Origin of the sequence: Rossellomorea sp. NPDC071047 (assembly GCF_050270195.1) — a bacterium.
Classification (GTDB): Bacteria; Bacillota; Bacilli; order Bacillales; family Bacillaceae_B; genus Rossellomorea.
Genome location: NZ_JBNNJT010000001.1, coordinates 489,194 through 515,205 on the forward strand (window position 1 = coordinate 489,194; position 26,012 = coordinate 515,205).

Annotated in this window: 26 protein-coding genes; 22 read left to right on the forward strand and 4 right to left on the reverse strand. The window is 40.7% G+C overall.

From position 1 onward, the window contains the following. From mgsA to ACQKFO_RS02585, 17 genes are all read left to right on the forward strand, one after another. The gene (gene mgsA / locus ACQKFO_RS02505; protein WP_427596706.1) at window positions 1–408 is read left to right on the forward strand and encodes a methylglyoxal synthase; all 408 of its coding nucleotides are present in this window, start codon (window positions 1–3) and stop codon (window positions 406–408) included. Between the two features lies 1 nt (window position 409). After that, on the forward strand, window positions 410–1,111 hold the full coding sequence (bshB1, locus tag ACQKFO_RS02510) for a bacillithiol biosynthesis deacetylase BshB1 (RefSeq protein ID WP_427596707.1): 702 nt from the start codon (window positions 410–412) through the stop codon (window positions 1,109–1,111). Window positions 1,112–1,115: 4 nt separating this feature from the next. Further along, window positions 1,116–2,240, forward strand: coding sequence for an N-acetyl-alpha-D-glucosaminyl L-malate synthase BshA (gene bshA, locus ACQKFO_RS02515; RefSeq protein WP_427596708.1), 1,125 nt, complete (start codon window positions 1,116–1,118; stop codon window positions 2,238–2,240). A gap of 42 nt (window positions 2,241–2,282) precedes the next feature. Continuing rightward, window positions 2,283–3,479: a CCA tRNA nucleotidyltransferase gene (locus tag ACQKFO_RS02520; RefSeq protein ID WP_427596709.1), complete on the forward strand. Its 1,197-nt coding sequence runs from the start codon at window positions 2,283–2,285 to the stop codon at window positions 3,477–3,479. Next, window positions 3,464–4,447: a biotin--[acetyl-CoA-carboxylase] ligase gene (locus ACQKFO_RS02525; RefSeq protein WP_427596710.1), complete on the forward strand. Its 984-nt coding sequence runs from the start codon at window positions 3,464–3,466 to the stop codon at window positions 4,445–4,447. The genes ACQKFO_RS02520 and ACQKFO_RS02525 overlap by 16 nt, the downstream gene beginning before the upstream one ends. Window positions 4,448–4,727: 280 nt before the next feature. After that, window positions 4,728–5,567: a 3-methyl-2-oxobutanoate hydroxymethyltransferase gene (gene panB, locus ACQKFO_RS02530; RefSeq protein ID WP_427596711.1), complete on the forward strand. Its 840-nt coding sequence runs from the start codon at window positions 4,728–4,730 to the stop codon at window positions 5,565–5,567. Then, window positions 5,564–6,433, forward strand: coding sequence for a pantoate--beta-alanine ligase (gene panC / locus ACQKFO_RS02535; protein ID WP_427596712.1), 870 nt, complete (start codon window positions 5,564–5,566; stop codon window positions 6,431–6,433). The genes panB and panC overlap by 4 nt, the downstream gene beginning before the upstream one ends. Further along, on the forward strand, window positions 6,426–6,809 hold the full coding sequence (gene panD / locus ACQKFO_RS02540; RefSeq protein WP_427596713.1) for an aspartate 1-decarboxylase: 384 nt from the start codon (window positions 6,426–6,428) through the stop codon (window positions 6,807–6,809). The genes panC and panD overlap by 8 nt, the downstream gene beginning before the upstream one ends. Before the next feature lie 116 nt (window positions 6,810–6,925). After that, complete coding sequence (dinG, locus tag ACQKFO_RS02545; RefSeq protein WP_427596714.1) at window positions 6,926–9,727, forward strand: ATP-dependent DNA helicase DinG; 2,802 nt, start codon at window positions 6,926–6,928, stop codon at window positions 9,725–9,727. A gap of 71 nt (window positions 9,728–9,798) precedes the next feature. Further along, window positions 9,799–10,644 (forward strand): hypothetical protein, encoded by an 846-nt coding sequence (locus ACQKFO_RS02550; RefSeq protein ID WP_427596715.1) that lies wholly within the window; start codon window positions 9,799–9,801, stop codon window positions 10,642–10,644. Window positions 10,645–10,866: 222 nt separating this feature from the next. After that, the gene (locus tag ACQKFO_RS02555) at window positions 10,867–11,037 is read left to right on the forward strand and encodes a YpmA family protein (RefSeq protein ID WP_082051082.1); all 171 of its coding nucleotides are present in this window, start codon (window positions 10,867–10,869) and stop codon (window positions 11,035–11,037) included. Window positions 11,038–11,049: 12 nt separating this feature from the next. Beyond that, window positions 11,050–11,526, forward strand: coding sequence for a DUF5590 domain-containing protein (locus tag ACQKFO_RS02560; RefSeq protein WP_427596716.1), 477 nt, complete (start codon window positions 11,050–11,052; stop codon window positions 11,524–11,526). Window positions 11,527–11,549: 23 nt separating this feature from the next. Further along, window positions 11,550–12,740: a pyridoxal phosphate-dependent aminotransferase gene (locus ACQKFO_RS02565; RefSeq protein WP_427596717.1), complete on the forward strand. Its 1,191-nt coding sequence runs from the start codon at window positions 11,550–11,552 to the stop codon at window positions 12,738–12,740. Between the two features lie 146 nt (window positions 12,741–12,886). Further along, window positions 12,887–14,179, forward strand: coding sequence for an asparagine--tRNA ligase (gene asnS / locus ACQKFO_RS02570; RefSeq protein ID WP_142675601.1), 1,293 nt, complete (start codon window positions 12,887–12,889; stop codon window positions 14,177–14,179). Between the two features lie 292 nt (window positions 14,180–14,471). After that, complete coding sequence (locus ACQKFO_RS02575; RefSeq protein WP_427596718.1) at window positions 14,472–15,182, forward strand: DnaD domain-containing protein; 711 nt, start codon at window positions 14,472–14,474, stop codon at window positions 15,180–15,182. 101 nt (window positions 15,183–15,283) lie between these two features. Further along, a complete protein-coding gene (nth, locus tag ACQKFO_RS02580) occupies window positions 15,284–15,940 on the forward strand; it encodes an endonuclease III (protein ID WP_427596719.1) in 657 nt (218 codons plus the stop codon). Then, complete coding sequence (locus ACQKFO_RS02585) at window positions 15,937–16,452, forward strand: YpoC family protein (protein WP_427596721.1); 516 nt, start codon at window positions 15,937–15,939, stop codon at window positions 16,450–16,452. Before nth ends, ACQKFO_RS02585 begins: the two co-directional genes overlap by 4 nt. Before the next feature lie 37 nt (window positions 16,453–16,489). Here the strand turns inward: ACQKFO_RS02585 and ACQKFO_RS02590 are convergent, their stop codons facing one another. Both ACQKFO_RS02590 and recU read right to left on the reverse strand, forming a co-directional pair. Beyond that, window positions 16,490–19,201 carry a transglycosylase domain-containing protein gene (locus ACQKFO_RS02590; RefSeq protein WP_427596722.1) on the reverse strand — a complete coding sequence of 904 codons (2,712 nt, stop codon included), beginning with the start codon at window positions 19,199–19,201 and terminating at the stop codon, window positions 16,490–16,492. A 103-nt stretch (window positions 19,202–19,304) separates the two neighbouring features. Further along, window positions 19,305–19,913 carry a Holliday junction resolvase RecU gene (gene recU, locus ACQKFO_RS02595; protein ID WP_427596723.1) on the reverse strand — a complete coding sequence of 203 codons (609 nt, stop codon included), beginning with the start codon at window positions 19,911–19,913 and terminating at the stop codon, window positions 19,305–19,307. Window positions 19,914–20,028: 115 nt separating this feature from the next. Here recU and ACQKFO_RS02600 point away from each other — a divergent pair, with 115 nt between their 5' ends. From ACQKFO_RS02600 to ACQKFO_RS02610, 3 genes are all read left to right on the forward strand, one after another. Continuing rightward, window positions 20,029–21,066 carry a DUF2515 family protein gene (locus tag ACQKFO_RS02600; protein WP_427596724.1) on the forward strand — a complete coding sequence of 346 codons (1,038 nt, stop codon included), beginning with the start codon at window positions 20,029–20,031 and terminating at the stop codon, window positions 21,064–21,066. Window positions 21,067–21,430: 364 nt separating this feature from the next. Then, window positions 21,431–21,685 (forward strand): hypothetical protein, encoded by a 255-nt coding sequence (locus ACQKFO_RS02605; RefSeq protein ID WP_427596725.1) that lies wholly within the window; start codon window positions 21,431–21,433, stop codon window positions 21,683–21,685. A 69-nt stretch (window positions 21,686–21,754) separates the two neighbouring features. Continuing rightward, window positions 21,755–22,111, forward strand: a complete 357-nt coding sequence (locus ACQKFO_RS02610; RefSeq protein ID WP_427596726.1) for a YppE family protein — start codon at window positions 21,755–21,757, stop codon at window positions 22,109–22,111. Between the two features lie 28 nt (window positions 22,112–22,139). On the opposite strand, the gene yppF is transcribed toward ACQKFO_RS02610, so the two are convergent. After that, complete coding sequence (gene yppF / locus ACQKFO_RS02615) at window positions 22,140–22,322, reverse strand: YppF family protein (protein ID WP_427596727.1); 183 nt, start codon at window positions 22,320–22,322, stop codon at window positions 22,140–22,142. A 201-nt stretch (window positions 22,323–22,523) separates the two neighbouring features. Here yppF and ACQKFO_RS02620 point away from each other — a divergent pair, with 201 nt between their 5' ends. Next, a complete protein-coding gene (locus tag ACQKFO_RS02620; RefSeq protein WP_427596728.1) occupies window positions 22,524–23,018 on the forward strand; it encodes a YppG family protein in 495 nt (164 codons plus the stop codon). Window positions 23,019–23,066: 48 nt separating this feature from the next. On the opposite strand, the gene ACQKFO_RS02625 is transcribed toward ACQKFO_RS02620, so the two are convergent. Beyond that, entirely contained in the window at window positions 23,067–23,510 is a 444-nt protein-coding gene (locus ACQKFO_RS02625) for an Hsp20/alpha crystallin family protein (protein ID WP_427596729.1), read from the reverse strand. Window positions 23,511–23,771: 261 nt separating this feature from the next. Here ACQKFO_RS02625 and ACQKFO_RS02630 point away from each other — a divergent pair, with 261 nt between their 5' ends. Continuing rightward, a complete protein-coding gene (locus tag ACQKFO_RS02630) occupies window positions 23,772–26,009 on the forward strand; it encodes a DEAD/DEAH box helicase (RefSeq protein WP_427597779.1) in 2,238 nt (745 codons plus the stop codon). Window positions 26,010–26,012: the final 3 nt, after the last annotated feature.

Consider the following 26,012-nt stretch of genomic DNA (forward strand, 5'->3'; position numbering starts at 1 on the left):
ATGAATATCGCATTAATAGCTCATGATAAGAAAAAAGATGATTTGATTCGTTTCGTATTGGCGTATAAGTCAATCATTGAGAAACACGCTCTTTTTGCGACTGGAACGACGGGAAAGAGGATCGAAGAAGAAACGGGTTTATCTGTCCATCGTTTCCGTTCTGGTCCACTGGGGGGAGACCAGGAGATAGGTTCTTATATAGCTAATAATAATATGGATCTTGTCCTGTTTTTTAGAGACCCTTTGACAGCTCAGCCCCATGAACCGGATGTATCTGCACTAATCAGACTATGTGACGTGTATTCAGTTCCATTAGCAACCAATATGGGAACAGCAGAAGTGTTGGTAAAAGGGCTTGAAAGAGGAGATATCGAGTGGCGGAGTGTGGTAAAGGATAAGGAGGAGTAAAGTGGATCAACAAATAGACATCCTCGCATTTGGAGCTCATGCGGATGACGTGGAGATCGGCATGGGCGGCACACTTGCAAAATATGCTGCTGAAGGAAAGAAGATTGTGATTTGTGATCTCACAGAAGCCGGGCTTTCTTCAAATGGAACCGTTTCTTTGCGTAAAGAAGAAGCACTGTCAGCTGCACATATATTAGGTGCCTGCAAGAGGGAGACTTTGGATATTCCTGATAGGGGAATTTACATAACAGATGAAAACATACAGAAAGTGGTTAACGTGATCAGAATGTATAAACCGAAAGTGATATTTGCTCCCTACGATCAGGATCGTCATCCTGATCATGGGAATGCCTCACGATTGATCAAAGAAGCTTTTTTTTCAGCTGGAATTCGGAAATTTCATTCCACAACTCCAGCACATAAAGCGGATAATCTGTATTTTTATATGATCAACGGCTTTCATAAACCTCAATTTGTAGTGAATATTGAGGCATTTATGCATAAGAAGGTTCGCAGCTTAGAGGCATATACGAGCCAATTTACGCAAGGGTCTGAAGGAGTGTCGACGCCTTTAACTGATGGATACATAGAAGCGGTTGAAGCGAGGGAGCGAATGATGGGGAAAGAAGCGGGCTTACGTTATGCAGAAGGATTCTTTTCCTATAACACCATAATATTGCATCAAGATTTGTTAGGAGATTAATGGTATGAAAATGAAAATAGGTATTACCTGCTACCCGACTGTTGGAGGCTCTGGCGTAGTAGCGACTGAGCTTGGGAAATTATTAGCAGAGAGAGGCCATGAAATTCACTTTATCACCTCGAGTATTCCATTTCGGTTAAATAAAATGTATCACAACATCTATTTTCATCAAGTGGAAGTGAGTCAGTATTCAGTGTTTCAATATCCGCCTTACGATATAGCACTGGCGAATAAGATGGCAGAAATTACTGAGCGTGAGAACCTGGATATCCTTCATGTACATTATGCAATCCCGCATGCAGTCTGTGCCATTCTGGGTAAACAAATGTCTGGTAAAGATGTAAAGATTGTCACCACCCTGCACGGCACGGATATTACCGTACTAGGTTATGATCCTTCTTTAACAGGAGCGATTCGATTCGGGATCGAAAAGTCAGACGTGGTGACCGCGGTTTCTTCCGCTTTAGTGAAACAAACCAATGACTTGATACAGCCGGATAAGGACATTCATACTGTCTATAATTTCATAGACGAAAGAGTATACAAAGCAGTAGATTCTCAGCATCTTAGAAATGAATATGGGGTTAAGGATAATGAAAAGGTCATTATTCATGTTTCCAACTTTCGTGGGGTGAAAAGAGTAACGGATGTTGTAGCTGCATTCAACCTTATACAAAACGAGATACCGGCAAAGCTCCTTCTTGTCGGGGACGGACCTGAAATGACGGTTATTTGCAGGCAGGTGGGAGAACTCGGATTAGAAGGTAAAGTACTGTTCCTTGGAAAACAGGATAACTTGGAGGAGCTTTATTCACTTAGTGATATCAAGCTGCTGCTTTCAGAAAAAGAAAGTTTCGGTTTAGTCGCCCTCGAGGCTATGGCTTGCGGCGTGCCGAGCATCGGTACAAATGTAGGAGGCATTCCTGAAGTTATTGAGGATGGATACAACGGCTTTATATGTGAAGTAGGAAACGTTGCACAAGTTGCAGAAAAGTCTATGCTATTGCTGAAAGATGAAACCCTACACAAGGAACTCTCGGAGCATGCACTACAAACGGCCCGAACAAAGTTTCACTCCAGCAAAATTGTCGAAGAGTATGAACGGATCTACAAAGAGCTTCTATCATGATACAGTCGGAAGGTAAAGATCCTAGTAAAGCAGGTGTTAAAAATGTTACCGAGTATATTCCAACAAGCAGTGCCCGTTTTAAAGAAGATTGAAAGGGCGGGATTCGATGCCTATTTTGTTGGTGGATCTGTCAGGGATCACTTCCTGGGTCGTCCGATTAATGACGTAGATATTGCAACGTCTGCCTATCCACAGGAGTTAAAGGAGATATTTCCGAAAACAATTGATATCGGCATAGAACACGGAACCATTCTGGTCATTGAGGAGGGCAGAGAATATGAAATTACGACATTTAGAACTGAATCTGCATATGCGGACTTTAGAAGGCCGGATAAAGTAGAATTCATCCGCTCATTAGAAGGAGATCTGGAGCGTCGTGATTTTACGATGAATAGTATGGCTATGGATGCTGATGGGAAAGTATATGATCCCTTTATGGGCCTGGAAGACATACATGGTAGAGTGATCCGGACCGTGGGATCACCGGATTTACGGTTTAATGAGGACGCTCTTCGTATGATGAGGGGAGTGCGCTTCGTCAGTCAATTAGGGTTCAAGGTGGATCCTGATACATTGAATGCATTAAAAGAACACTCAAGCCTTCTAAGGCATATAGCCGTAGAAAGAAAGACGATGGAGTTCGAGAAGATCATGGGAGGTAAATGGAAACGCGAAGCACTCACCCTTCTTGTTCGTACTAACCTATATACTGAACTCCCTCTTTTAACTCAACATAAAGAAGCTCTTCAACAAGTTGCGGATCTTCCTCAATTAGAAGTCATAAATAAGGACCAAGCATGGTTACTTCTTTTAACATACATTGGAGATACTGATCCTCAGGAATTTCTTAAAGGTTGGAGACTCCCGACGAAAACAGTACGGGAGCGTTCGAAAGAGCTTGAAGTTCTCCAAATAAGAAGGAAGTCCGGCTGGTCTAAGACTTTACTTTATCGAGCGGGTTTGGAAGCAGCTCTCAACGTTGAGAAAGTCCATGAATGCATAGAATCCAAGCCGGTTTCTTCTGTAGAAACCGTGAAGGAAGAATATCATTCTTTAGCGATTACATCGAGACAACAACTGGATGTAACAGGAAACGACTTAATGACATGGACGGACAAAAAGGGTGGTCCATGGATGAAGGAACTCTTGGCAGAAATTGAATCCGCAATCGTAACCAATACAATCAAAAACGATAAAGAAACGATAAGGAGGTGGCTGCAGACATGCAATCGACTATAAAGAAGAAACTGCTTCACGCTTTATCTGAATCGGATCAGGAATTTTTATCCGGACAAGCACTGGCTGATATAGCTGGCTGTTCTAGAACGGCTATTTGGAAGCATATCGAAGAACTTCGTAAAGAAGGTTTTGTGTTAGAAGCCGTAAGAAAAAAGGGATATCGAATTATTGAAACCCCTGATAGTGTGACAGAAAGTAAGATTCGATTAGGATTACACACGAAAACATTGGGCAGAGTGATCCACTATGAGGAGTCGGTACAAAGTACACAGCGCATCGCTCATGTACTAGCAGGAGACGGAGCAGTAGAAGGTACGCTGGTCATTGCTGACGAACAAACCGCCGGAAGAGGCAGGTTAATGAGAGAGTGGCACTCATCAAAGGGAACGGGAATTTGGATGAGTCTGATCTTAAAGCCCCTTCTTCCACCCCAAAAGGCACCGCAGTTTACCCTCATTACTGCAGTTGCCGTCGTTCAAGCGATCGAGGAAGTAACAGACCTTCATCCACAGATCAAATGGCCGAATGATATTCTTATTGACGGAAAGAAAGTGACGGGAATTTTGACGGAGCTGCAAGCTGAATCTGATAAGATAAATTCCATTATTATCGGGATCGGCATGAATGTAAATCATACGAAGGAACACTTTCCTGATGAACTTCAGAAGATTGCAACCTCACTGGCCATTGAACAAGGAGAACCTTTATCTAGGTCAGAAATTGTTCAAAAGGTGTTAGAACGGATCGAAGCCCTATATTCTATTTATATGAAGGAAGGCTTTACTCCGGTCAAGCTGTTATGGGAGAGTTATGCAATCAGTATCGGTAAGAAAATCCGTGCCCGCACGATCAATGGTACGATTGAAGGAAGGGCACTGGGTATAACCGATGAAGGCGTTCTGAAGATCGAAGACTCAGCAGGGACCATTCATCAGATTTATTCTGCAGATATTGAAGTGAATTTTTAAGAGAAACCGGGATGGAGGCAATTCGAATGCTTCCATACCGGTTTTTTTATGGTATAATCTCATTGGGCAGTATCCTTGGAACTGCACCCCAGTACGTTCAGCTTTAACAACTTTAATACAATTTCTGCCTTGATCCATTGTGGACTGGGACAGAGGGTCGAAACAATGATATTAAACACTTATGATCCTTCTGTCATTTATTCAGGAGGTTTTTTTATGTCTATAATGAAAGTGCTTTCATTTCGTTTCGTCACCTCTGACTGAAAAGAAGGAGGACACTATGAAACAAACAACGGATTTTCTTAAGATGAAAAATAAGAGAGAAAAGATTTCCATGCTTACAGCGTATGATTTTCCAAGTGCAAAGATAGCGGAAGAAGCGGGAATCGATGTGATCCTTGTAGGTGACAGCCTTGGAATGGTTGTATTGGGCTATGACTCAACGGTACCTGTTACAGTTGAAGATATGATCCATCATACGAAAGCCGTAAAAAGAGGGGCGAAAGATACCTTTATCGTCACTGATATGCCGTTTATGTCTTACCATTTGTCAAGGGATGAGACTCTTAAAACAGCAGCTCAGATCCTTCAACAGGGAGGCGCACACGCTGTAAAGGTAGAGGGGGGAGATCATGTGATTGATGGTATCCATTCCCTTACAAGTTCCGGCATACCCGTTATGGCTCATTTAGGTTTAACCCCTCAATCCGTCGGTGTCCTTGGAGGATATAAAGTACAAGGGAAAACAGCCGACTCAGCCAAAAAGTTGATCGATGATGCCATAAAATGTGAACAGGCAGGTGCCTTTGCACTTGTGTTAGAGTGTGTGCCAAAACAAATAGCCAAAGAAATTTCAGCAGCATTAACGATTCCGACGATTGGAATTGGTGCAGGCAGTGAGGCAGATGGCCAGGTGCTAGTGTTCCACGACCTTGTAACATATGGGGTGAATCGTGTGCCTAAGTTTGTTAAACAATACAGCAACGTATCAGAAGCCATTCATAGCAGCATAAAAAACTATATAGATGAAGTTAAAGAGGGGAGCTTCCCATCAGATGACCATTCCTTTACGATGCGGGATGAAGAATTGGATGCTCTCTATGGTGGAATGAAAAAATGAAAGTGATAACGAATATTCAAGATCTTCAAGCTTCGATACAACAAGTTAAGAATTCAGGGGCCACTATCGGGTTTGTCCCTACAATGGGGTACCTTCATGAGGGGCACATGACTTTAGCGGAGGAAGCGAGGAAAAACAACGATGCTGTCGTGATGAGCATCTTTGTAAACCCCCTGCAGTTCGGTCCGAATGAAGACTTCGATCGCTATCCTCGTGATGTTGAAAGAGATACAGTGTTAGCAAAGAATATTGGGGTTGATATACTCTTTATTCCTGAAGTAATAGAAATGTATGATGGGAAACAGTCTGTAACCTTGAGTGTGATAGAGCGGGTAGAAGTACTGTGCGGACGAAAACGTGAAGGTCATTTTGACGGAGTTGTAACCGTATTGACTAAATTGTTTCACCTTATTCAGCCGACCAGAGCGTATTTTGGGCTGAAGGATGCCCAGCAGATTGCAGTAGTGGAAGGGTTAGTTAGCGATTATTTCTTTCCGGTGGAAATCGTTAGGGTGCCTACCGTCAGGGAAGAGGATGGATTAGCTAAAAGCTCAAGAAATGTCTATCTATCAAAAGAAGAAAGAAGGGAAGCTCCTTCACTGTACCAAAGTCTGATAAAAGCAAAAAATCGTATTGATGCCGGGGAGAGAGACCCCGATTCGATTATTTCCATGATTTCAATGAACCTTCAAGAAAATACCTCGGGAAAAATCGATTATGTGGAAGTGTACTCCTATCCTGAGCTTAAGGAACTGTCCAGATTACAGGGTGAGATCATTGTCGCTCTGGCAGTTCAATTTCAACAGGCCAGATTAATTGATAATATAATCATCAGTGTAGAACCAGAGGAGGATTTAAATGTTTAGAACGATGATGAGTGGTAAAATCCACAGAGCGACTGTAACAGAAGCGAACTTGGATTATGTAGGAAGCATTACCATCGATCAGGATATTTTAGATGCAGTCGGGATGATGGCGAATGAAAAGGTTCAGATTGTAAACAACAACAATGGAGCCCGCCTGGAGACTTATATTATACCTGGTGAAAGAGGAAGCGGTGTCATATGTTTGAACGGAGCTGCTGCAAGACTTGTGCAAAAAAATGATATTGTCATCATCATTTCGTATAAACTGGTAGCTGAAGAAATGGTCCATGATCATATCCCGAAAGTAGCTATCATGGGAGAAAACAACCGTATCATTGACATGATCGGAACAGAACCTGAAGCGACAATACTATAAAAGAAATCAGCAAGTCTCCTAATTTGTGAATAGGAGACTTGCTTTTTTGTTTATGGTACACTTATTTAGAAATCATAAGAGTATGAAGTAGGATCTATATAAAGGCAGTGAAGAACATGTACCCATTTAAACTCGTTGTTATCGATCTTGAAACAACAGGAAATTCTCCTAAAAAGGGAGAAAAAATCATCCAACTATCAGCGGTTATTATAGAAAACGGAAAGATCATTGACCAATACACTTCATTTGTGTCACCTGGAAAACCGATTCCTGCGTTTATTGAGGAATTGACGGGGATCAATGATGAAATGGTCAAGGACGCTCCAGCTTTTCATGAAATTGCACCGAAAATACTTGAGCTTCTGGATCATGGCGTTTTTGTTGCACATAACGTCCAATTCGATCTATCATTCCTTCAAGCAGAACTGGAAAATGCAGGCTATAATCCATTTACGGGTCCTGCCTTCGATACAGTAGAATTAGCTAAAGTGGCCTTACCATCAGCAGATAGTTTTAAACTGACGGAATTATCCAATTCTTTGGAATTAAGCCACGTAAGGCCTCACCAGGCAGACAGTGATGCCTATGTGACAGCCGAAATTCTTCTTTATTTTATTGAAGAATTGTCAAAGCTGCCTCTAGTCACACTCGAAAATCTTCACAAGCTTTCACATCATTTGAAAAGTGATCTTTCCTTATTGTTTGACAGTATTGTGGGTGAGAAACAAAAACACGTAGAGGATCTTTCACCACAGTTAGAGGTGTATCGAGGACTGGCTCTTCGGAAGAAAGATGCTTCAAAGAGAGAAGATCCACCTATTGAAGAGCTCCATGCTGATGAACCTGATATAGAAGAATACCTGGCACAATATGTTCCCTTCTATGAGAAGAGAGTGCAGCAAATGGAGATGATGGATGAGATTCAACATGCTTTCCATGAGTCCCGCCATGTGGTCATAGAAGCGGGAACGGGTGTTGGAAAGTCACTGGGCTACTTATGGCCTGCAGTCATGTTTGCCAAGGGATCGCATGAAAAGGTGGTCATCAGTACATACACCATCCAATTGCAAGAGCAATTACTTCATAAAGAAATAAAACTATTGGAAAAAATAAGCCCTACACCATTCAGAACCGTACTGCTAAAAGGGAAAAATCATTACATAAACCTGTTTAAGTTTGAACAGTCCCTCAGGGAAGATGAGTCTCAATATGACGTAGTTCTGACAAAGATGCAAATTCTGGTATGGCTTACCCGAACAGAGTCCGGTGATATGGATGAACTTAACCTTACATCCGGGGGGCAGTTGTTCTGGAATCGTCTAAAACATGACGGCTGGCACTTGCCTCATACGAAAGATCCCTGGGTCGGGAAAGACTTCTATCTTTTCGCAAGAAAGAGTGCTCAAGAAGCAGATATCATCATTACAAATCACTCAATGCTTCTGACTGATATCGTGAAGGAAAGCAGCATGCTCCCTCCTTACGATTACTTAGTGATAGATGAGGCTCATCATCTGGAGAAGTCAGCAAGACAGCATCTTGGGGTTGTAATGGATTATCTATCGATTAAGTTTGGTACTTCCCAGTTAGGAACCCTGGATCAAAAACAGTTGTTCTATCGACTCGATCAGCTTATCTCCAATCACTCAGTTCAAATGAATACCCACTCATTTGAATTGGATTCTTGTATTAGTCAGTTCTACATTGATTTAGAAGAGGCCATCGGAGTGTTAACGAGCGTTTTCTATAAGAAAGCCAAAAAGAGGATCGGAGTTCAAAAAATACAGCTTAGAATTACGGACGAAATGAAGAGGAGCAGCTACTTTCAACCTGTACTCATGTCCATGGAACGGGTTATTTCAGGAATGAAGTTTGTGGAAAGGGAGTTTCAGCAGATTCTGGGGACAATCAAGGATAAGAAGATCAAGATTGAGGATAAAGAAAAAGCCTTGATTGAAGAATTCTACAGCTTTTTAGTGGATTGGGCAGAGTTGAGAATGAATTTTCAAACCGTCTTTTTAAGAGAAATGAACAACCATGTTCTCTGGTTGGATGGAGATACAAGATCATTACCGAATAGTCTTTCTATCCAAGCTCAACCAGTTACCGTCAGTCGCAATCTTCAAGATGAGATCTTTGCCAGAAAGAAAAGTGTCGTCCTTACTTCAGCTACCCTGACCGTCAGCGGGTCTTTCAATTACTTCTTAAACGAGATTGGACTCATAGGTCAGGGGGTAAAACAGTTACAGCTAACCTCTCCTTTTGACTATAATGAAGTTTCCAGATTATTCGTCCCAACAGACGTTCCTGAAATTCAGCAAGTCCAAAGTGAAGAATATATTGAAGCAATAAGCTCCCATTTAATAGGAGTGGCTCAAGCGACGAAAGGGCGAATGCTCATCCTGTTTACGTCCTACGATATGTTAAGGAAAACGTATGAGCTGATGAAAGAAAGTGGTTTATTAGAGGAATATGTATTGATGGCACAAGGAATCACCTCAGGAAGTCGTACACGTCTGACAAAGAACTTCCAGCGATTTGACAAGGCGATTTTATTTGGCACGAGTAGTTTCTGGGAGGGTGTAGATATTCCCGGAGAAGACCTGTCTTGTCTTGCCATGGTCAGACTCCCATTCTCTCCACCCGACGAGCCTGTCAATCAGGCAAAATCAGATATCCTTAAATCTCAAGGGAAGAATCCGTTTTCTTCTCACTCTTTACCCGAAGCGATTATTCGGTTCAAGCAAGGGGTAGGGAGGTTGATTAGAAGAAGCAGTGATCGGGGAATCGTGATTGTATATGACCGCAGAGTGATGACGACTAGGTATGGTAAGGCTTTCTTGCAGTCTATTCCTTCAATGGAAGTAAAAGAAGGGGATTTATTTGATTTGGTTTCATGGATTGAAGATTGGCTCTAGACTAAACTTCAGTGATAAATTCTACTCTTTAACACAACCTAAAGAGTAGATGTGAAACTGGAGGATTGAAAATGAGAGTGATCTTTTCTGTAATGCTGACTTTTTTCCTTGTCATTTCAAATGCCTATGGAATGAAAGTGCCTCAGGTGGATTTACATGTATCACATGAGGAATATGCGATTAGTTTTCTTCCTGTTTTAAAAGGGGAGGTAGCAGTTCTTCATTTAGCTTCCGGGCAAAATTATTTAATTAATACAGGACCCCTTCAGGGAAGTAAACAATTATATTATTATTTGAATCAAATGCACATTGACAACATAAAGGGAATCATCCTCACGGAAAAAAGAGAAGTGCATGAGGATATGATTACTGAACTTGGTAAGAAGTACTCCATAAAAGAAATAATAACGGGTAAATCCCTGGCTGAAACAATACAGAAAAAAGGTTCCTTAACGATTAACACAATTACAGAAGATCAGTCATACTCGCTCTCCAAAGAGTTGGCGTTAAATGTGATGCATGAAGGCAATGAGAAAGGAGAAGGATTGGACTTTTCCATTACCTTCTTCCATCATCGCTTTTTGTGGCTGAGCTCACAATCAGCACATTCTGAAGAGGTTTTACTTACAAAAGCCCTAAAGAACGTCAATATTGTAAAAATACCTCTTCACTCTAAATCGGAAAGTATGTCCCATAGTCTATTGAGACATATCGATCCTCAAACGGCTTTACTATACCGTTCTAAGGAAAGGCTTCTTAATGGTGAAATGCTCGAAGCCATCAACGAGGCGTGGATTGATCTGTATTTAACTGGACAACATGGATTGATTGCCATCAAATTTAATAAGCGAAATTACGAAGTGCTTACCTTTGATCAAGAAGATGGAGTGTTTAAAGAAGAGGGCGTAAAACACTAATGCCGAAAGAGAAATTTAAGTCAGGCTGACAACGTTGTCAGCCTGACCGAATGTGGATTAGAATATAGTTTTGTGATAGGCTCTACCATAATAGCCATTAATGTTGTTATAATGTGTGTAGCGTTTCTTACTCATAGTGTGATAAATAGCAGTGACGTCATGAGTAGAAAAAATGTTTTTATAGGGGATTATCTTAAGTAAGCGGGTAAAAGGAGGAACACCATGGAGAGCAGAATTGAAATTCTTTCCACCGTTCGTATTGAATATACGGATAACTTATATAAAGTGGTTGATACATTAAATAGGACCTTAAAAAAAGATGATTATATGTTTGGTTTAGCCTTAGATCCGGAAGATCAGAATCAAGCAGTATTAACAATATATCGTACATAAAGAGTGATTGTTATGAAAAAATGGATATCGATTATCGCACTATTGTTCATCGTCCTTGGGATAACGGCTTCGGTCGTACTTTATCAAGTTTCCCGGAACCCATTGGATAATCAGGCAGAGAAGGCGCTAAATAGAGTGAAATCTGAAACGGCTATCGTGGAAGTTGAAAACACAAGCTTCTACAACGGCTCAAAGTCATATGTTGTGGTGACAGGTAAGGATGATCAGAACGAGAAGCTCGTAGCTTGGGTACCCAATAAAAAGGGAAAAATAATTGAGAAAAAATGGGCAGATGGTATTTCAAAAGAACAGGCAATCAATAAACTAAATGATGAAAAGCAACCGAAAGAATTATTATCAGTTCGTTTAGGATATGAATCTGTAGGGCCTGTATGGGAAATTACCTATTTAGATCAACAGGACAATTTAAATTATTTTTATCTGCTGTTTTCTACTGGCGAATGGTGGAGGAAAATTGAAAATTTATAATCAACTCTAGGGGGAATACGTCCATGAAATTTACGTTAGCTGACAGAGTAAGTGCTTTAACACCATCAACAACTTTAGCGATTACTGCAAAAGCAAAGGAAATGAAGTCACAAGGTATTGATGTTATCGGTTTAGGTGCAGGTGAACCTGACTTTAATACTCCTGAACATATCATCAATGCTGCATATGCGTCCATGACTGAGGGTCACACAAAATATACTCCATCTGGTGGTATGGCCAATTTAAAAGAAGCAATCATCCATAAGTTTGAAGCAGATCAGAAACTTACGTATAAACCATCTGAGATCATCGTGACAAGTGGTGCAAAGCATGCCCTTTATACATTGTTTCAAGTTCTCTTAAACGAAAGTGATGAAGTCATCATCCCTACGCCATACTGGGTCAGCTATCCTGAACAAGTGAAGCTTGCCGGAGGAACTCCCGTTATCGTTGAAGGGAAAGAAGAGAACGAGTATAAAGTTACTCCACAGCAGTTAAAAGAGACGATAACCCCCAAAACGAAAGCAGTCATTCTTAATACACCTAGTAACCCTACAGGGATGCTATACTCTCACGAAGAGTTACAAGCGATTGGAGAAGTATGCTTAGAGAACGATATTCTCATCGTTTCAGACGAAATCTATGAAAAGCTTGTATATGACGGGAATTCCCACACGTCTATTGCTGAATTGTCTCCTGAACTTAAAGAGCAAACCATCGTGATTAACGGGGTGTCAAAGTCGCATTCCATGACGGGATGGAGAATTGGGTATGCGGCAGGGAACGAGACAATCATTAAAGCAATGACCAACCTTGCCAGTCATTCTACCTCTAACCCGACGACAACTTCACAATATGGGACGGTTGCTGCCTATTTAGGAGACCAACAACCTGTAGAGGAAATGAGACAGGCTTTTGAAGAGCGCTTAAACATTGTATTTGATAAATTGAACAGTATTCCAGGGTTTCATTGTTTGAAGCCTCAAGGTGCTTTCTATCTGTTCCCGAATGTGTCAGAAGCGGCCAAGAAAACAGGCTACAACAATGTCGACGAATTTACAAAAGCTCTGCTGGAAGAGGCAAAGGTAGCGGTTATCCCTGGATCAGGTTTCGGATCGGACAATAATATCCGTCTTTCTTATGCTACAAGTCTTGATGCACTCGAAAAAGCAATTGAGAGAATGCATGAATTTGTTGTTAGAAAAAGTAAATAATACAAGGTTTGCAGACCGTGTTCGTTCCGGTCTGCTTTTTCCTTAAAATCATCCCGTTTTGCTGTATCTGTTGCGGCGGGATAACGGTAAATGTATAATAAATAACGATACATAAGCGTCTTAAGTTTTTTTGGAGGGAAAAAATCGTGAAAACTACAATATCTCAAGTAAGTAAGTTTGTTGGAGAAGAAGTAACCATTGGTGCTTGGCTTGCCAACAAACGTTCAAGTGGAAAAATCGCCTTTCTTCAGCTTCGTGACGGAACTGGATTCATTCAAGGGGTTGTCGTAAAAAGTGAAGTTGAAGAAGAAATCTTTCAAAAAGCAAAATCATTAACTCAAGAAACATCTCTATATGTTACAGGAACCGTTTCAGAAGACTCCCGTTCACCGTTTGGATACGAACTGCAAGTGAAAAGCGTAGAAGTGATTCATGAAGCAGTGGATTATCCAATTACACCGAAGGAACACGGCACAGAATTCCTGATGGATCATCGTCACCTTTGGCTTCGTTCCCGTAAACAGCATGCCGTGATGAAAGTACGTAACGAAATCATTCGTGCAACATATGAGTTCTTTAATCAAGAAGGATTTGTAAAGGTAGATCCCCCAATCCTGACTGGCAGTGCTCCGGAAGGAACGACCGAGCTATTTGCCACTAAATATTTTGAAGAAGATGCCTATCTTTCCCAGAGTGGTCAGCTGTACATGGAAGCAGCAGCCATGGCGTTAGGGAAAGTATTCTCTTTCGGACCGACTTTCAGAGCGGAGAAATCGAAAACCCGCCGTCATTTAATCGAATTCTGGATGATCGAGCCTGAAATGGCATTCTATGATTTTAAAGATAATCTGGAAGTGCAGGAGCAATATGTTTCTTATATCGTTCAATCGGTTCTGGAAAACTGCAAGCTTGAATTAGACCGATTAGGAAGAGATACATCTAAATTAGAGCAGATCAAAGCTCCTTTCCCACGCATCACTTATGATGATGCACTTAAGTTATTGCATGAAAAAGGGTTCGATGATATCGAGTGGGGAGACGATTTCGGAGCTCCTCATGAAACAGCCATAGCTGAAAGTTACGACAAGCCGGTATTTATCACGCATTACCCGACTTCGTTGAAACCATTCTATATGCAACCTGATCCAGACCGTGATGATGTCGTGCTATGTGCAGACCTGATCGCACCAGAAGGGTATGGAGAGATTATCGGTGGCTCAGAGCGTATCCACGATGCGGAACTTATGAAACGTCGCATCGAAGAGCACGAACTTGCTACAGATGCGTACAAGTGGTACTTGGAACTAAGAGAATATGGATCTGTTCCTCATTCAGGATTCGGTCTTGGACTTGAAAGAACAGTGGCTTGGATCAGCGGAGTGGAACACGTAAGGGAAACCATCCCATTCCCACGTCTGCTAAACCGTTTATATCCATAATACAAACATCGTACAAGGAACCGGCTGGTTTGCTTAAAAAGCAATCCGGGCCGGTTCTTTTCTTTTCCTTCTCTAAGATGTTGTATTTAAGATTAGCACTGCCCGGGCTCTGTCAGACAGTGAGTGCTAGATGGTGAGGGGAACTGGCGGAAAGGAACGGTCCCTGTTTTTCCACTACCATTGATTCAAAAAAAGGACCAATGAAGTTTTTTTATTTCCATCTTTCTTCTAATTCATAACCATGTCCACATATACTGAACCATGATATACTAGTGAGTGAGGTGTGCCGAATATGGATTATAAACGTTTAATGGTGTCCTGGATCGAAGAGGGGACACTTAACATTCCGCAATTATTATTATCAAATTACAATACCCTGGGTTTGAATGAGTCAGAGTTTGTGCTGTTATTGCAAATTTACGGTCATCTGGAAAAGGGAAATTATTTTCCGACACCAGAAGAGCTCTCGGACCCTATGAGTATTTCTACTGAATACTGTTCATCTATTTTAAGAAAGTTAATGCAACAACAATTTCTATCGATCGAAGAGGGATCTTCACCTGATGGAATCCTGTTTGAAAAGTATTCACTCAATCCTTTATGGGAAAAGATGGCTGAGTTCGTCATACAGGACTCAAAAATGAAGCAGATGGAGAAATCCATGGAAGAAGAAGCGGACATATACACGACTTTCGAACAGGAATTTGGTCGGCCGCTATCTCCGTTAGAATGTGAAACCCTGGCCATGTGGTTGGATCAAGATGATCATAATGCTATTATTATTAAAGCAGCATTAAGAGAAGCGGTCATTTCCGGCAAGCTGAATTTTAGATATATTGATCGAATTCTATTTGAATGGAAGAAAAACGGTGTGAAGACCATTGAAGATGCGCGTAACCAAAGCCAGCGCTTCCGTTCTCATCAAACCCCCAAAGCTTCAAGTGATTCTGCTGCTTCTCCTAAACGAAAATCAGTACCATTTTATAATTGGCTTGAGCAATAGGACGATAAAAGGGGCTGACTCTCAAATGCTTGAGGGTTGGTCTGTTTTTATTTTAGATAATCTTTGTTGATTTTTAAGACAAGATGGAGGTATTAGGATACATGCTAAATAAAAAACAAATACAAATTTGCTTAGATGAAATGAGAGAAATGTTTCCAGACGCTCACTGTGAACTGCGTCATGAAAATCCTTTTGAGCTTGTCATTGCCGTCCTTCTATCGGCTCAATGTACTGACGTCCTAGTGAATAAAGTCACTAAAGGCTTGTTTGAAAAATATAAGCAACCTGAAGATTATCTTAATGTCCCATTGGAAGAACTTCAACAGGATATACGCTCCATCGGGTTGTACCGAAACAAAGCAAAGAACATTCGTAAAATGTGTGAGATCATTCTGACTGAGCATGGAGGGAATGTTCCGGAAAGTCATGAAGAATTAGTGAAGCTGCCTGGCGTAGGAAGGAAAACCGCAAATGTAGTAGTATCGGTTGCATTTGGAGTGCCGGCTCTTGCAGTAGATACCCATGTCGAACGTGTAAGCAAGAGGTTAGGGATTTGCCGATGGAAAGATAACGTACTAGAGGTAGAGAAAACGTTAATGAAAAAAATCCCTAAAGAGGAATGGTCTGAAACCCATCACCGGTTGATTTTCTTTGGAAGGTACCATTGTAAAGCCCAATCACCCCAATGTGATGTATGTCCGCTGGTCGATTTATGCAGAGAAGGTCAGAAGAGACTAAAGAAAAAAGGTAACATATGAAAGAACTGACTTTGAGTATTCCATTACAACTAAATGATCCTTTTTTCTTTCCTGAGTCAAAAGTTAGTGTAGATGATTCTTATATCATACCCGATGACCCATTTTTCGCTTATGAAATTCTCTATTATAATGACGAGGTTGCAGGTTCGCTTCCCTGGGAGGATCATGAATTTTTCATAGGTTTCATACTTAACAGCTGGAGAGAGGGGGAGGAATGTCTTAAAACGTTATTTAAAAAACGTTCTAAGGATACATTGCCCCTAATGAAAAAGAGTATTGCGCAAGTTTATATGCTTTTGTATTGGAGTAATTCAATGCCGGTAATATTAAATTCTGACATTGCTCACATTAATAACCTTTCCATTAAACCAGTCAATGCAGTGGAGAGAATGTCATTTATCAGGAACAATCCAACCCTTTTCCATTCATTCATACAGTTATCTCAGCTATTCAACGAACAACATAAACAATATGCTAAATCTCTGGCATTAAAACGAGCTGGAGAAAATTAAAAAGGCAACGAGAACATGTTCTCGTTGCCTTTTTACCTTATTCTTGTTCTCTTCGGGAGTCAGATTGGGTAGCAGGTGCACCATTCGTGGCGCCATCTCCGGTTCCTGAGCCGTCGCCAGTGCCGTCACCAGTTCCATCTCCGGTTCCAGTGCCATCCCCAGTACCGTCATCTGTACCTCCTTCACCAGTCCCATCTCCTTCAGATGGAGGAGTAGTGCCATCATCGCCACCTGTGTCTTCACCATCATCACCTGAATCATCTTCATTCCCATTTCCTTGACCGTTACCATTGTTATTTCCATTATTGTTTCCATTGCCTTCGTTATCTTGATTTTCATCGTTATTTTCATCTTGGTTCTCTTCATCTTCACCTTCAGCAGCCTTTACATCAACATTGACCGTTGCGGGATTACTGCGCTGATCTCCGGATATTGCTACAACCTCGAAGGTGAACGTTCCTTGGGATTGAATGTTTTCGACATTTAATCCTTTTTTATCCGTTGTCGTTAATACTTGTTTCGCTTCACCGTTTATCGAAACCGCCACTTCAAACTGAACGTCCTTATCTTTACCATAGTCCCAGGCAAGAGTGATGGTTTGGTCCTTCTTATTGAATTTACCTTTCAGATTTGAAGGTGCATCAATCTTGTCGAATTCTTTTGAAACCTTGGAAGGTTCCGTTCCACGGACGAATAATTCAGTGATTACTCTGTCATCAGGAGTGTATTCACTTGGCAGTCTAGCCGGATTGCTTCCTAATTCAACCTTGGATTCAACCACGCTGTCCGGTTTATTAAAATCAGATGTGTCAACGCCATCATGTACATAGCTCATCAGGTCACTGACAATGTACTGGGACACCCTTCTATCCGTAGGGGATAGTGGTATGGAACGAGTCTTATATCCAGTCCAAACCGCTGCAGTGTAGTTTGTGGTATAGCCTACAAACCATGAATCAGGTGCGCCTGTTTTTGCAATTCCGTATTTCTCGCGTTCTTCTTGTGTATAGTTCGTGGTACCTGATTTCCCGGCCATCGGTAATCCAGGAACCTTGGCATAAAGACCTGTTCCTCTTGGATGATCAATGACGCTTTGGAGCATATCAGAAATCATATAAGCTGTATATTCCTTCATGGCAGGCTTTGGTTTATTATCATTCTTAATCTCTGTTTCACCATCGCGCAATACCACTTTTGTAACCGTATGAGGCTTGTTGTAAATACCTTCATTACCAAATGCAGCATAAGCTCCTGCCATTTGTACGGAATTTACTCCAGGAGACACACCCCCGATTGAAGCAGATTCATAATAATGATCGAACTTTAATCCGAGACCATTCACAAATTCCTCTGCTTTCTCCGGACCGACTTCCTGAAACGCTTTTAGGGCAGTAATATTTCGGGAATCCCAGAGACCTTCGCGTATCGTGATGGGTCCCTTGAATTGACCGTCATAGTTATTGAGTTCCGTTCCGTCTGAATATTTATAAGGCTCATCTTTTAAAATATGATACGTCGACCATTTTAAATGCTCAATGGCAGGTGCGTAGTCAATTAATGGCTTAATTGTAGATCCAGGCTGACGTTTTGTATCGATCGCAAAGTTAAATCCACGCTGAACGTTTGGATCCTGTTCTCTTCCGCCACCAATCGCCCTGATTTCTCCAGTTTTCGTATCCATAAGGGTTACCCCGGCCTGCATTGGCTCATCAGGATTCTCTGGATAACTGAAGCTGGTATTTTCACCTGCTAAAATTTCTTCCAAACGTTTTTGAGCATCCGGATCAACAGTTGTATAAACCTTTAAACCATCCGAAAACAGATTATAGTCACCCATTTTTTGTACTTCATCAATAACTGCATCCACGAACGCTGGATATTTGTTTCCGTTTTTCTTTTCGACTTCTTCAGCTGAAACCAATCCTTCAGTGATCGGGATGGCCTGTGCTTCCTTCTTTTTTTCTTCAGTGATTTTACCGTGCTGTTCCATTAAAGAAAGAACGATATTTCGTCGTTTTTCCGCTTTTTCAGGGTATTTAAAAGGGTTGTAATTGTTTGGGCTTTGAGGCAGTCCGGCAATCAGTGCTGCTTCATGAAGCTCAATGTCTTTAATGTCTTTACCGTAATAATAGTCTGCAGCAGTAGCCATACCGTTAATCCCCGCGGACATATACACTTTATTGAAATACATTTCAAAGATTTCTTCTTTTGTATATTCCTGCTCAAGCTTAAGAGCCAGCCATGCTTCTTGTGCTTTTCTTTTTAATGTTTTCTCAGGGCTTAAAAAAGATCCCTTGATCACTTGCTGGGTAATCGTCGAGGCACCTTCTGAACCGAAACCGCCTGTCACATTGGCAATGACAGCGCCCCCTAATCGAATCAAGTCGATACCGTTATGCTTATAGAATCGATTGTCCTCTGTGGCAAGGACCGCGTCCTGCATGATCTTAGGGATGTCATCGAAGTTTGCGTATTCCCGTTTTTCTTTACCAACGGTCGTGATCAATTCCCCGTTCATGTCATAAATTTCTGATGCAATCGGATCTTTGAGTAATTTTTCATCAAGCTTAGGTGCACTGGAAGCGTAATAAGCAAATAATCCAGCACCTGCAAGCATCCCGATAATACCAATGATAAATAATGATATAATGACGCGTTTAACCATAGAGCCTTTTTTCTTGCTCTTTGTGGATTTTGACTTTTGTTGGGCCAGACGCTTTTCTTCCCTTGACTTATATTGACCAGCCATATTGTTTCCTCACTTTCAATCTTCAGTGTTTTTAGTATTGTCTAAGATTTAAAATATACTACTGATATTGAGATAAATTATAGATTAACTCATTTTTCATAAACTAAAAATATAACTGATGGACTATTTTTAAATAATCGACCCTGGGATGCAGTCCTATAGGAATGATGACTCCTTTTTCCTCTAGCTCTTCCCGTTTGATTGATTTTCTTCCCCCATTTATCATGCGGTCCCAATATATCCTTAGAGCCTGGTAGGGAAGTAAGAACACTTCTTCGGAAGCAGAAAACCTTACTAGTACAAAGGTAATGCCGTCTTGATTATGGACGTTTTCCATATGCTGAATCTGATGCTCGTGAAAATTTTGAAGTGGAAAGGACGTTTTATTCTTTGTTTCTTTCGCTTCAAAGTCAATATACCTTCCGTTGTACACACCATTATAATCCGTTGTGGAGGGCTGCTTAAAGTATGCTTCCTTAATGACGGCAGCACTTCTTGATGGATAATGGACATCCACTATTTGAACGGGAGTCGGTTTTTTATGAATGACTGCTTTATGAAACGTTAAATAATATTGGTTCGTTTCATTAATGTCTTCTTCAAGGGTCATACCTCTGTTGCTATAAGATAGTTGTTTCGGTTTTGCCTTCGCTTTTTTTGAGGGTAATGACGCTTCCACATATTTCTTCCCATTAGGATAATGGAATTTCATGGTAATTCACCTCGCAGACTAATCTATATCATAACAGAAACCACTCCATTTTGTGTGAATAATTGTTTACAAATCTCCTCAATCTATGGCTATAGGAAAGAGGGGGACAATAAGGATGGATGAAATGAGCAATACTTATCGCTTTTTACCCTATATACCTGAACCTAAACGTACAAATGAGTGGATTCATGAAATCAACCATTTAGTGAATTTGCATAATCAAGATAATATATCAAGAACGATGGCTTATCAAAAATTTTACCTTCTTCATCCTGAAATTAAATGGTCTTTCCTGGCTTCGATGGTATCAAGAAATGCCGGCTGGAATATGACCGACCTAAAAGGTGATATCTTCACGCGCCTTTTACACCCGGCTACCCGTGATGATCTATTCATGACGTATGAAAGAGCGAACTGGAGCATTTTTCAGGATGCCTTTCCTCAACTCCTTCTCTATCATTATTCGACGAGGTATAAGAAGAAAATGTTTCATTTGTTTAAAGAATTTCATATTTCAAGCTTCATGGAAGAAGAGTGGAGTCGTTATTGGGTGGAGAGAGAGGATCGCAGATTAGTCCATTCTCTTATAATAAATGAACAGCACCTCATTCAAGAACCTGTCATTGAACATGAGGTATATAAGAAGAGGGTGTTTGGTTCATCTCTATTCTTAATTGAAGATCATCTTCATTTCAGTTCTGTCCTATTTCCGACAATAGTGGGTGAGCTTTTCGGTGCGAGTGTCCATGGCTTCAGAAAAATAGAAAACAGAATTCTTTTAGGAAATCGATTAATGACGATTTTATTTCATCCTGATTATCATTCCTCCTTTTTGAACTTTGCTTTACAAGTAGATCATACAGGATCCAGAAGAGACTACGAACAGTATTGTAAGGGAGTCCCCAAAACGAATACGCCCATGCTCCAAACTGCTTTTGACGAGGTTCCACATCATTGGAAGTCACATAGGGACTGGTCGATTAAAGAGAAAATTAATAAGGATTGGTACAAAGACGAGGAAGTCCCTCATGGAATCGAATTAACAAAGTGGTTTTTCCATAAGCAAAGGCAGCTAGAGAAGATGGCGAATGTAAAAGATACGTTAAAAAAGATCTGGAAGAGGGATAGAAAGAAGAAGAGACCAACACTCTAAAGTAGTGTTGGTCTCTTCTTTATCATGCTTGTCGGGTCTGAACGAGCCGCCTCCGCTTTCTTATGTCGAAGGACGGTTTTCCCCTTCAAGTTTAGGGTTGCCTTTTGAGGCTTTGGTTTGGGCTGAATTTGTTGTTTGCTGTTTGTTTTTTTTGTTTTTCTGATCTTTCATAGGGTAACACCTCCACCTATATTATTTTCTAGTTTCCACTTCTTTTATTCAGTAAGTGTCGAAACACAATTAACGGAATGTCCTTTTAACACTTTCTTTGGCGAAACGCTTCTAGTTTTGTCATGGGGGAAGGGAACGGGTCATAAAGAGAGAATTACAGTATTAATCCAAAAAAAAGGTGGGAGGATTCACAATGCTTCCAAAACAAGATATTATGTTGAAATTAGCTGAAATTGAAGAAAGTTTGAATCAATTAGAACAAAGTCTGCATGATCGGATCTCAGTTGAAGAGCAAGAAGGAATGAATTCGTTAACGAACCAGATACAGAAAATCGACAGTAAATTGAGCTCTGTGGAGAGAAAAACGGAATCTAAAACCGTTCTAATGAAAAATAGAGAAAAGTCCTTTGTCTTACAAAAACTTGAATTATCCTATAAGACGTCTTAAACTGAATTTATAAGAAAGTAGCGTTTTGCTACTTTTTATTTTTGTCTACATTTTTACGGAGGGCTTTTTTTGAAAGAGTTAAAGCAAGTTACGGGGGAACTGCTCATCCTTGTTGAGCAGATGATGAAAGAATATAAAGGCAGACGTGAGTCAAGTGAAAAAGGAGACTTTTACACAGAAGTGAAACCTTTTGCCGATAAAGTAAAAGCGGCGAATGATTCGTGGAAAGAATTGTCCTTGATTTGGATCAAGGAACAAAGGCCAAAACACGTTCATTTCCCTCAAATTTTAAACACGTTCGACAATATTGAGATGCTATCGGTTAACTGTTTCTTTCCGGAGTCCAGTTACAACCGGTTTATCAGTCATTATCAATCTGTCTCATATGTACTGCAGACCCAGTTGGATGAATTGAATGAAAAATAAGAGGCTGCCGACCGGCAGCCTCTTTACATTATGGAGTTGAAATTGCTTTTTCATCTACTGTATTGATTTGCTTCGCTAGCTCTTTATAATGATGCAGTGAAATCTCATTAGAAATATAAAGTTTTTTGGCCATTGTAAGAAGTTCTTGTTGATCCGTTGCTTGATAATGTTTACTACTTTCGTATCTCTTCAGCAGTTCACTCAGGTTCACCTTAATTCCTCCCAATACTCATATTTCATTGCGTTGCATCTACATTTATCCTATCATGGAAAACCCTTTCTTTAAGTTGTAAGAATAGTGTAACTTCCGACATTCTTCTTGTGTTTGTCGAAATATCTTTATGGGTTCTTTCACCATTTATCCAGTTAACACATAAAGTATAGTAACCATTATAAAGTAAGGGGGCTAAGTATGAATTCTTTACTTCATTCGAGACAGATGCGTAACTATTATCCAAGTTATCATTCGCAATCAACGTATATGGGAACAGGGATGAACTATCAAGGACAGGGTATGCGACCTCCAGAATATGGAGCTTTCCAACCCAATTATTATCCTCAACCAGAAGCCCAATATCCTGCACCGGGGTTTCAAATGAACCAATATCAACAGATGAACCAGCAGCAAATGAATCCATATTTTGAAAATCCTTTACAGCAGAAAGAATATAATCCTTACCAAATGAAAGCAATGGAGCAACAGGCTTATGCTAATCCATATCCGAAGGCCTCGTTCATGGCTAAACCTCAGTCTGGAGGAGTAAGTTCAATCATGAATTCATTCAAGTCACAGGATGGATCTTTAGATTTTAATAAAATGATGAATACAACAGGGCAAATGATGGGGGCAATTAATCAAGTATCCTCTTTGGTAAAAGGCTTGGGTGGGATATTTCTAAAACTATAGAATAACAAAAAGGGGCTGCCGACTCGGCAGCCCCTTTGTATAGGAAATTTATTCTATAGGTATTCGTTTCCCGGATTCTTTATCTACCTTGACAGTCAGCAATCCATCTTTATGGGAAGCCTTCACATTCTTTTCATTAACCACCCTTGGAAACGGAATGGTCCTGCTGCTTTTTTTCATGGATTGCTTTCTTCTGATCATTTGATTTTGATCATTTTCCTCGGAAAACTCTTCTTTATTGGTTACAGAAATCGTAATGTATTGAGGGAACACATCAAGTTGAATCTGCTCTTTCTTAATACCTGGAAGTTGTGCAGACACGATATAATGATTGTCTGTTTCAGTTAATTCGACCGGGAAAGAACCAAATGGGTTAGATGATGATGTGAAAAATTCATCAATGCTTTGAAGCATTCCTTTCATAGGTCTTTCATGAAAAAACTCGTTCATGGAATGCATCAAGTCACCAAAACCTTTTTTCTCGTTCGACATGGGTATGCTCCTTTCACGCAAAAGTATCCATACTAGTGTATGAATGCTTGCTGAATATGTGCATTTGTCCCATTCCTCCATATAAACCGGTTCATGTATAAGCGCAAAGAATCAAAGTATTCCCCATTTATGTTCCTTTACATTCTAGTTAGATTATTGAGGAAAAGATATCCTGGTTTTTTTCCTTTAGTTTCGAACATAGATTCGGTAAAATGAATAGAAGAGGTGATACCTGTGTTTAAGAAAAACAATCTTCAACAGTTGATTGAACATTTTAAAAAAGATGATGATTTTAATGAACAGATTGTTCACTGGCATACCATAGATGAAAAGCCCGCACAATTGGTAGATCTGCCACTGGAGATAAATGAAAAAATAAAAAGTGCGCTGCAAAAAAGGGGCATTGAAAAGCTTTATACCCATCAACACTCTGCTTTTCAGCTGGCAATGAAAGGAAAGAGCTTTACCGCGGTAACTCCTACAGCCTCTGGCAAGACTCTTTGTTATAATCTACCCGTATTACAAACGATCATGGACAACCCCGATGCACGGGCATTATATATTTTTCCAACTAAAGCTCTCGCACAAGATCAGAAAAGTGAGCTGAACGAAATCATCTCAGAAGCAGAAGCTTCTATTAATAGCTATACATATGATGGAGATACCTCCGCCAATATCCGGCAAAAAGTAAGGAAAGCCGGGCATATCGTCATAACGAATCCTGATATGCTCCACTCAGCCATCCTTCCTCATCATACAAAGTGGGTGTCTCTTTTTGAGAATCTTAAATACGTAATAATCGATGAGCTTCATATATATAGGGGAGTTTTTGGTTCCCATGTAAGCAATGTGATCAGGAGATTGAAACGAATTTGCGAGTTTTATGGAGCTTCTCCCATTTTCATCTGTACATCGGCAACGATTGCAAACCCAAAAGAGCTGGCAGAGCATTTAACAGGCAATGAAATGAATCTGATAGATAATAACGGAGCACCAAGTGCCAAAAAACATTTCGTATTCTATAACCCCCCCATTGTCAATAAACCATTGAACATACGCAGGAGTGCGACTCTGGAGGTAAGGAGAATTGCTGGTGAGTTATTGAAGAATAAGGTGCAAACGATCATATTTGCCAGAAGCAGAGTAAGGGTGGAAATTATCCTTACCTACTTACAAGAATTAGTGAAGAGTCAATTAGGAATGAAATCAATCAGGGGGTACAGGGGAGGATATCTGCCGACTCAACGCCGTGAGATTGAAAAAGGCTTGCGATCTGGTGAAATCTATGGAGTTGTCAGTACGAATGCCCTCGAATTAGGGGTGGATATCGGACAATTACAAGTGTGCATCATGACGGGCTATCCCGGGACGATCGCAAGTGCCTGGCAGCAAGCTGGAAGAGCCGGCAGAAGACATGGGGAATCTCTTGTCATCATGGTAGCAAGCTCAAGCCCACTAGATCAGTTCATTATTGAGCATCCGGATTATTTCTTCGAGCAAACGCCTGAAACGGCGAGAATCAACCCTGATAATTTAATTATTCTCATTGATCATATTAAGTGCGCCGCTTATGAGCTCCCCTTTAAGGAAGGGGAACAATTTGGCAGGCACGATATTGATGATATTTTAGAATTTTTAGTGGAAGAGCGTGTGGTTCATAAGAACGGTGAAAAATGGTATTGGATGAATGATGTGTTTCCTGCACATAATATCAGCCTTCGCTCAGCTTCCCAGGAGAATGTCATAATCATTGATCAAACAGACATTTCAGCCGTGAAAGTGATAGGGGAGATGGATCGTTTCTCAGCTATGACCTTATTGCATGATGAAGCGATTTATTTACATCAAGGAGTTCAATTCCAAGTAGAGGAACTGGATTGGGAAGAAAAGAAAGCGTATGTAAGGGAAGTGGATGTGGATTATTTCACCGATGCCAATCTGGCTGTACAATTAAGAGTACTCGAAACAGACAAGTTTCGCACAGGGGAAAGATATGACGTAGCTTATGGGGATGTGACCGTTCAAGCAATGGCAACGATTTTCAAAAAAATTAAATTTGATACCCATGAAAACATTGGATCAGGTCCCATCCACCTTCCTGAAGAAGAGCTGCATACGAGCTCCAGCTGGATTTCTTTAAGGGACGCTTCTTCATTTAGTCAGGAGCGTTTGGAGGAAGGACTCATTGGAGCGGCACAGAGCTTGAAATCGATTATTCCTTTATTTGTGATGTGCGACCCCAGTGATATTTTTGTGGTACCACAAATAAAAGCTGCACACAATGAACAGCCTACGATCTTTATCTACGATCGGTACCCTGGGGGAATCGGGTTAAGTGAAAAGGTGTATGAACAGATGGAGAAAATACTCCTTGAGACATCTGCAATGATAGAGAGATGTCCGTGTAAAGCTGGTTGTCCATCTTGTATTGGAACGGATCATTCACTGGACACAGCCAAGGTGGATACATTAAAGCTTCTTCATCTTTTCCTTCAATAAAAG

Excerpts from the sequence above, each read along its gene's own strand:
- mgsA (WP_427596706.1), top strand. The coding sequence starts at position 1 with ATGAATATCGCATTAATAGCTCATGATAAGAAAAAAGATGATTTGATT.
- bshA (WP_427596708.1), top strand. The coding sequence starts at position 1,116 with ATGAAAATGAAAATAGGTATTACCTGCTACCCGACTGTTGGAGGCTCT.
- ACQKFO_RS02520 (WP_427596709.1), top strand. The coding sequence starts at position 2,283 with ATGTTACCGAGTATATTCCAACAAGCAGTGCCCGTTTTAAAGAAGATT.
- ACQKFO_RS02525 (WP_427596710.1), top strand. The coding sequence starts at position 3,464 with ATGCAATCGACTATAAAGAAGAAACTGCTTCACGCTTTATCTGAATCG.
- panB (WP_427596711.1), top strand. The coding sequence starts at position 4,728 with ATGAAACAAACAACGGATTTTCTTAAGATGAAAAATAAGAGAGAAAAG.
- panC (WP_427596712.1), top strand. The coding sequence starts at position 5,564 with ATGAAAGTGATAACGAATATTCAAGATCTTCAAGCTTCGATACAACAA.
- panD (WP_427596713.1), top strand. The coding sequence starts at position 6,426 with ATGTTTAGAACGATGATGAGTGGTAAAATCCACAGAGCGACTGTAACA.
- dinG (WP_427596714.1), top strand. The coding sequence starts at position 6,926 with ATGTACCCATTTAAACTCGTTGTTATCGATCTTGAAACAACAGGAAAT.
- ACQKFO_RS02550 (WP_427596715.1), top strand. The coding sequence starts at position 9,799 with ATGAGAGTGATCTTTTCTGTAATGCTGACTTTTTTCCTTGTCATTTCA.
- ACQKFO_RS02555 (WP_082051082.1), top strand. The coding sequence starts at position 10,867 with ATGGAGAGCAGAATTGAAATTCTTTCCACCGTTCGTATTGAATATACG.
- ACQKFO_RS02560 (WP_427596716.1), top strand. The coding sequence starts at position 11,050 with ATGAAAAAATGGATATCGATTATCGCACTATTGTTCATCGTCCTTGGG.
- ACQKFO_RS02565 (WP_427596717.1), top strand. The coding sequence starts at position 11,550 with ATGAAATTTACGTTAGCTGACAGAGTAAGTGCTTTAACACCATCAACA.
- ACQKFO_RS02575 (WP_427596718.1), top strand. The coding sequence starts at position 14,472 with ATGGATTATAAACGTTTAATGGTGTCCTGGATCGAAGAGGGGACACTT.
- nth (WP_427596719.1), top strand. The coding sequence starts at position 15,284 with ATGCTAAATAAAAAACAAATACAAATTTGCTTAGATGAAATGAGAGAA.
- ACQKFO_RS02585 (WP_427596721.1), top strand. The coding sequence starts at position 15,937 with ATGAAAGAACTGACTTTGAGTATTCCATTACAACTAAATGATCCTTTT.
- ACQKFO_RS02590 (WP_427596722.1), bottom strand. The coding sequence starts at position 19,201 with ATGGCTGGTCAATATAAGTCAAGGGAAGAAAAGCGTCTGGCCCAACAA.
- recU (WP_427596723.1), bottom strand. The coding sequence starts at position 19,913 with ATGAAATTCCATTATCCTAATGGGAAGAAATATGTGGAAGCGTCATTA.
- ACQKFO_RS02600 (WP_427596724.1), top strand. The coding sequence starts at position 20,029 with ATGGATGAAATGAGCAATACTTATCGCTTTTTACCCTATATACCTGAA.
- ACQKFO_RS02605 (WP_427596725.1), top strand. The coding sequence starts at position 21,431 with ATGCTTCCAAAACAAGATATTATGTTGAAATTAGCTGAAATTGAAGAA.
- ACQKFO_RS02620 (WP_427596728.1), top strand. The coding sequence starts at position 22,524 with ATGAATTCTTTACTTCATTCGAGACAGATGCGTAACTATTATCCAAGT.
- ACQKFO_RS02625 (WP_427596729.1), bottom strand. The coding sequence starts at position 23,510 with ATGTCGAACGAGAAAAAAGGTTTTGGTGACTTGATGCATTCCATGAAC.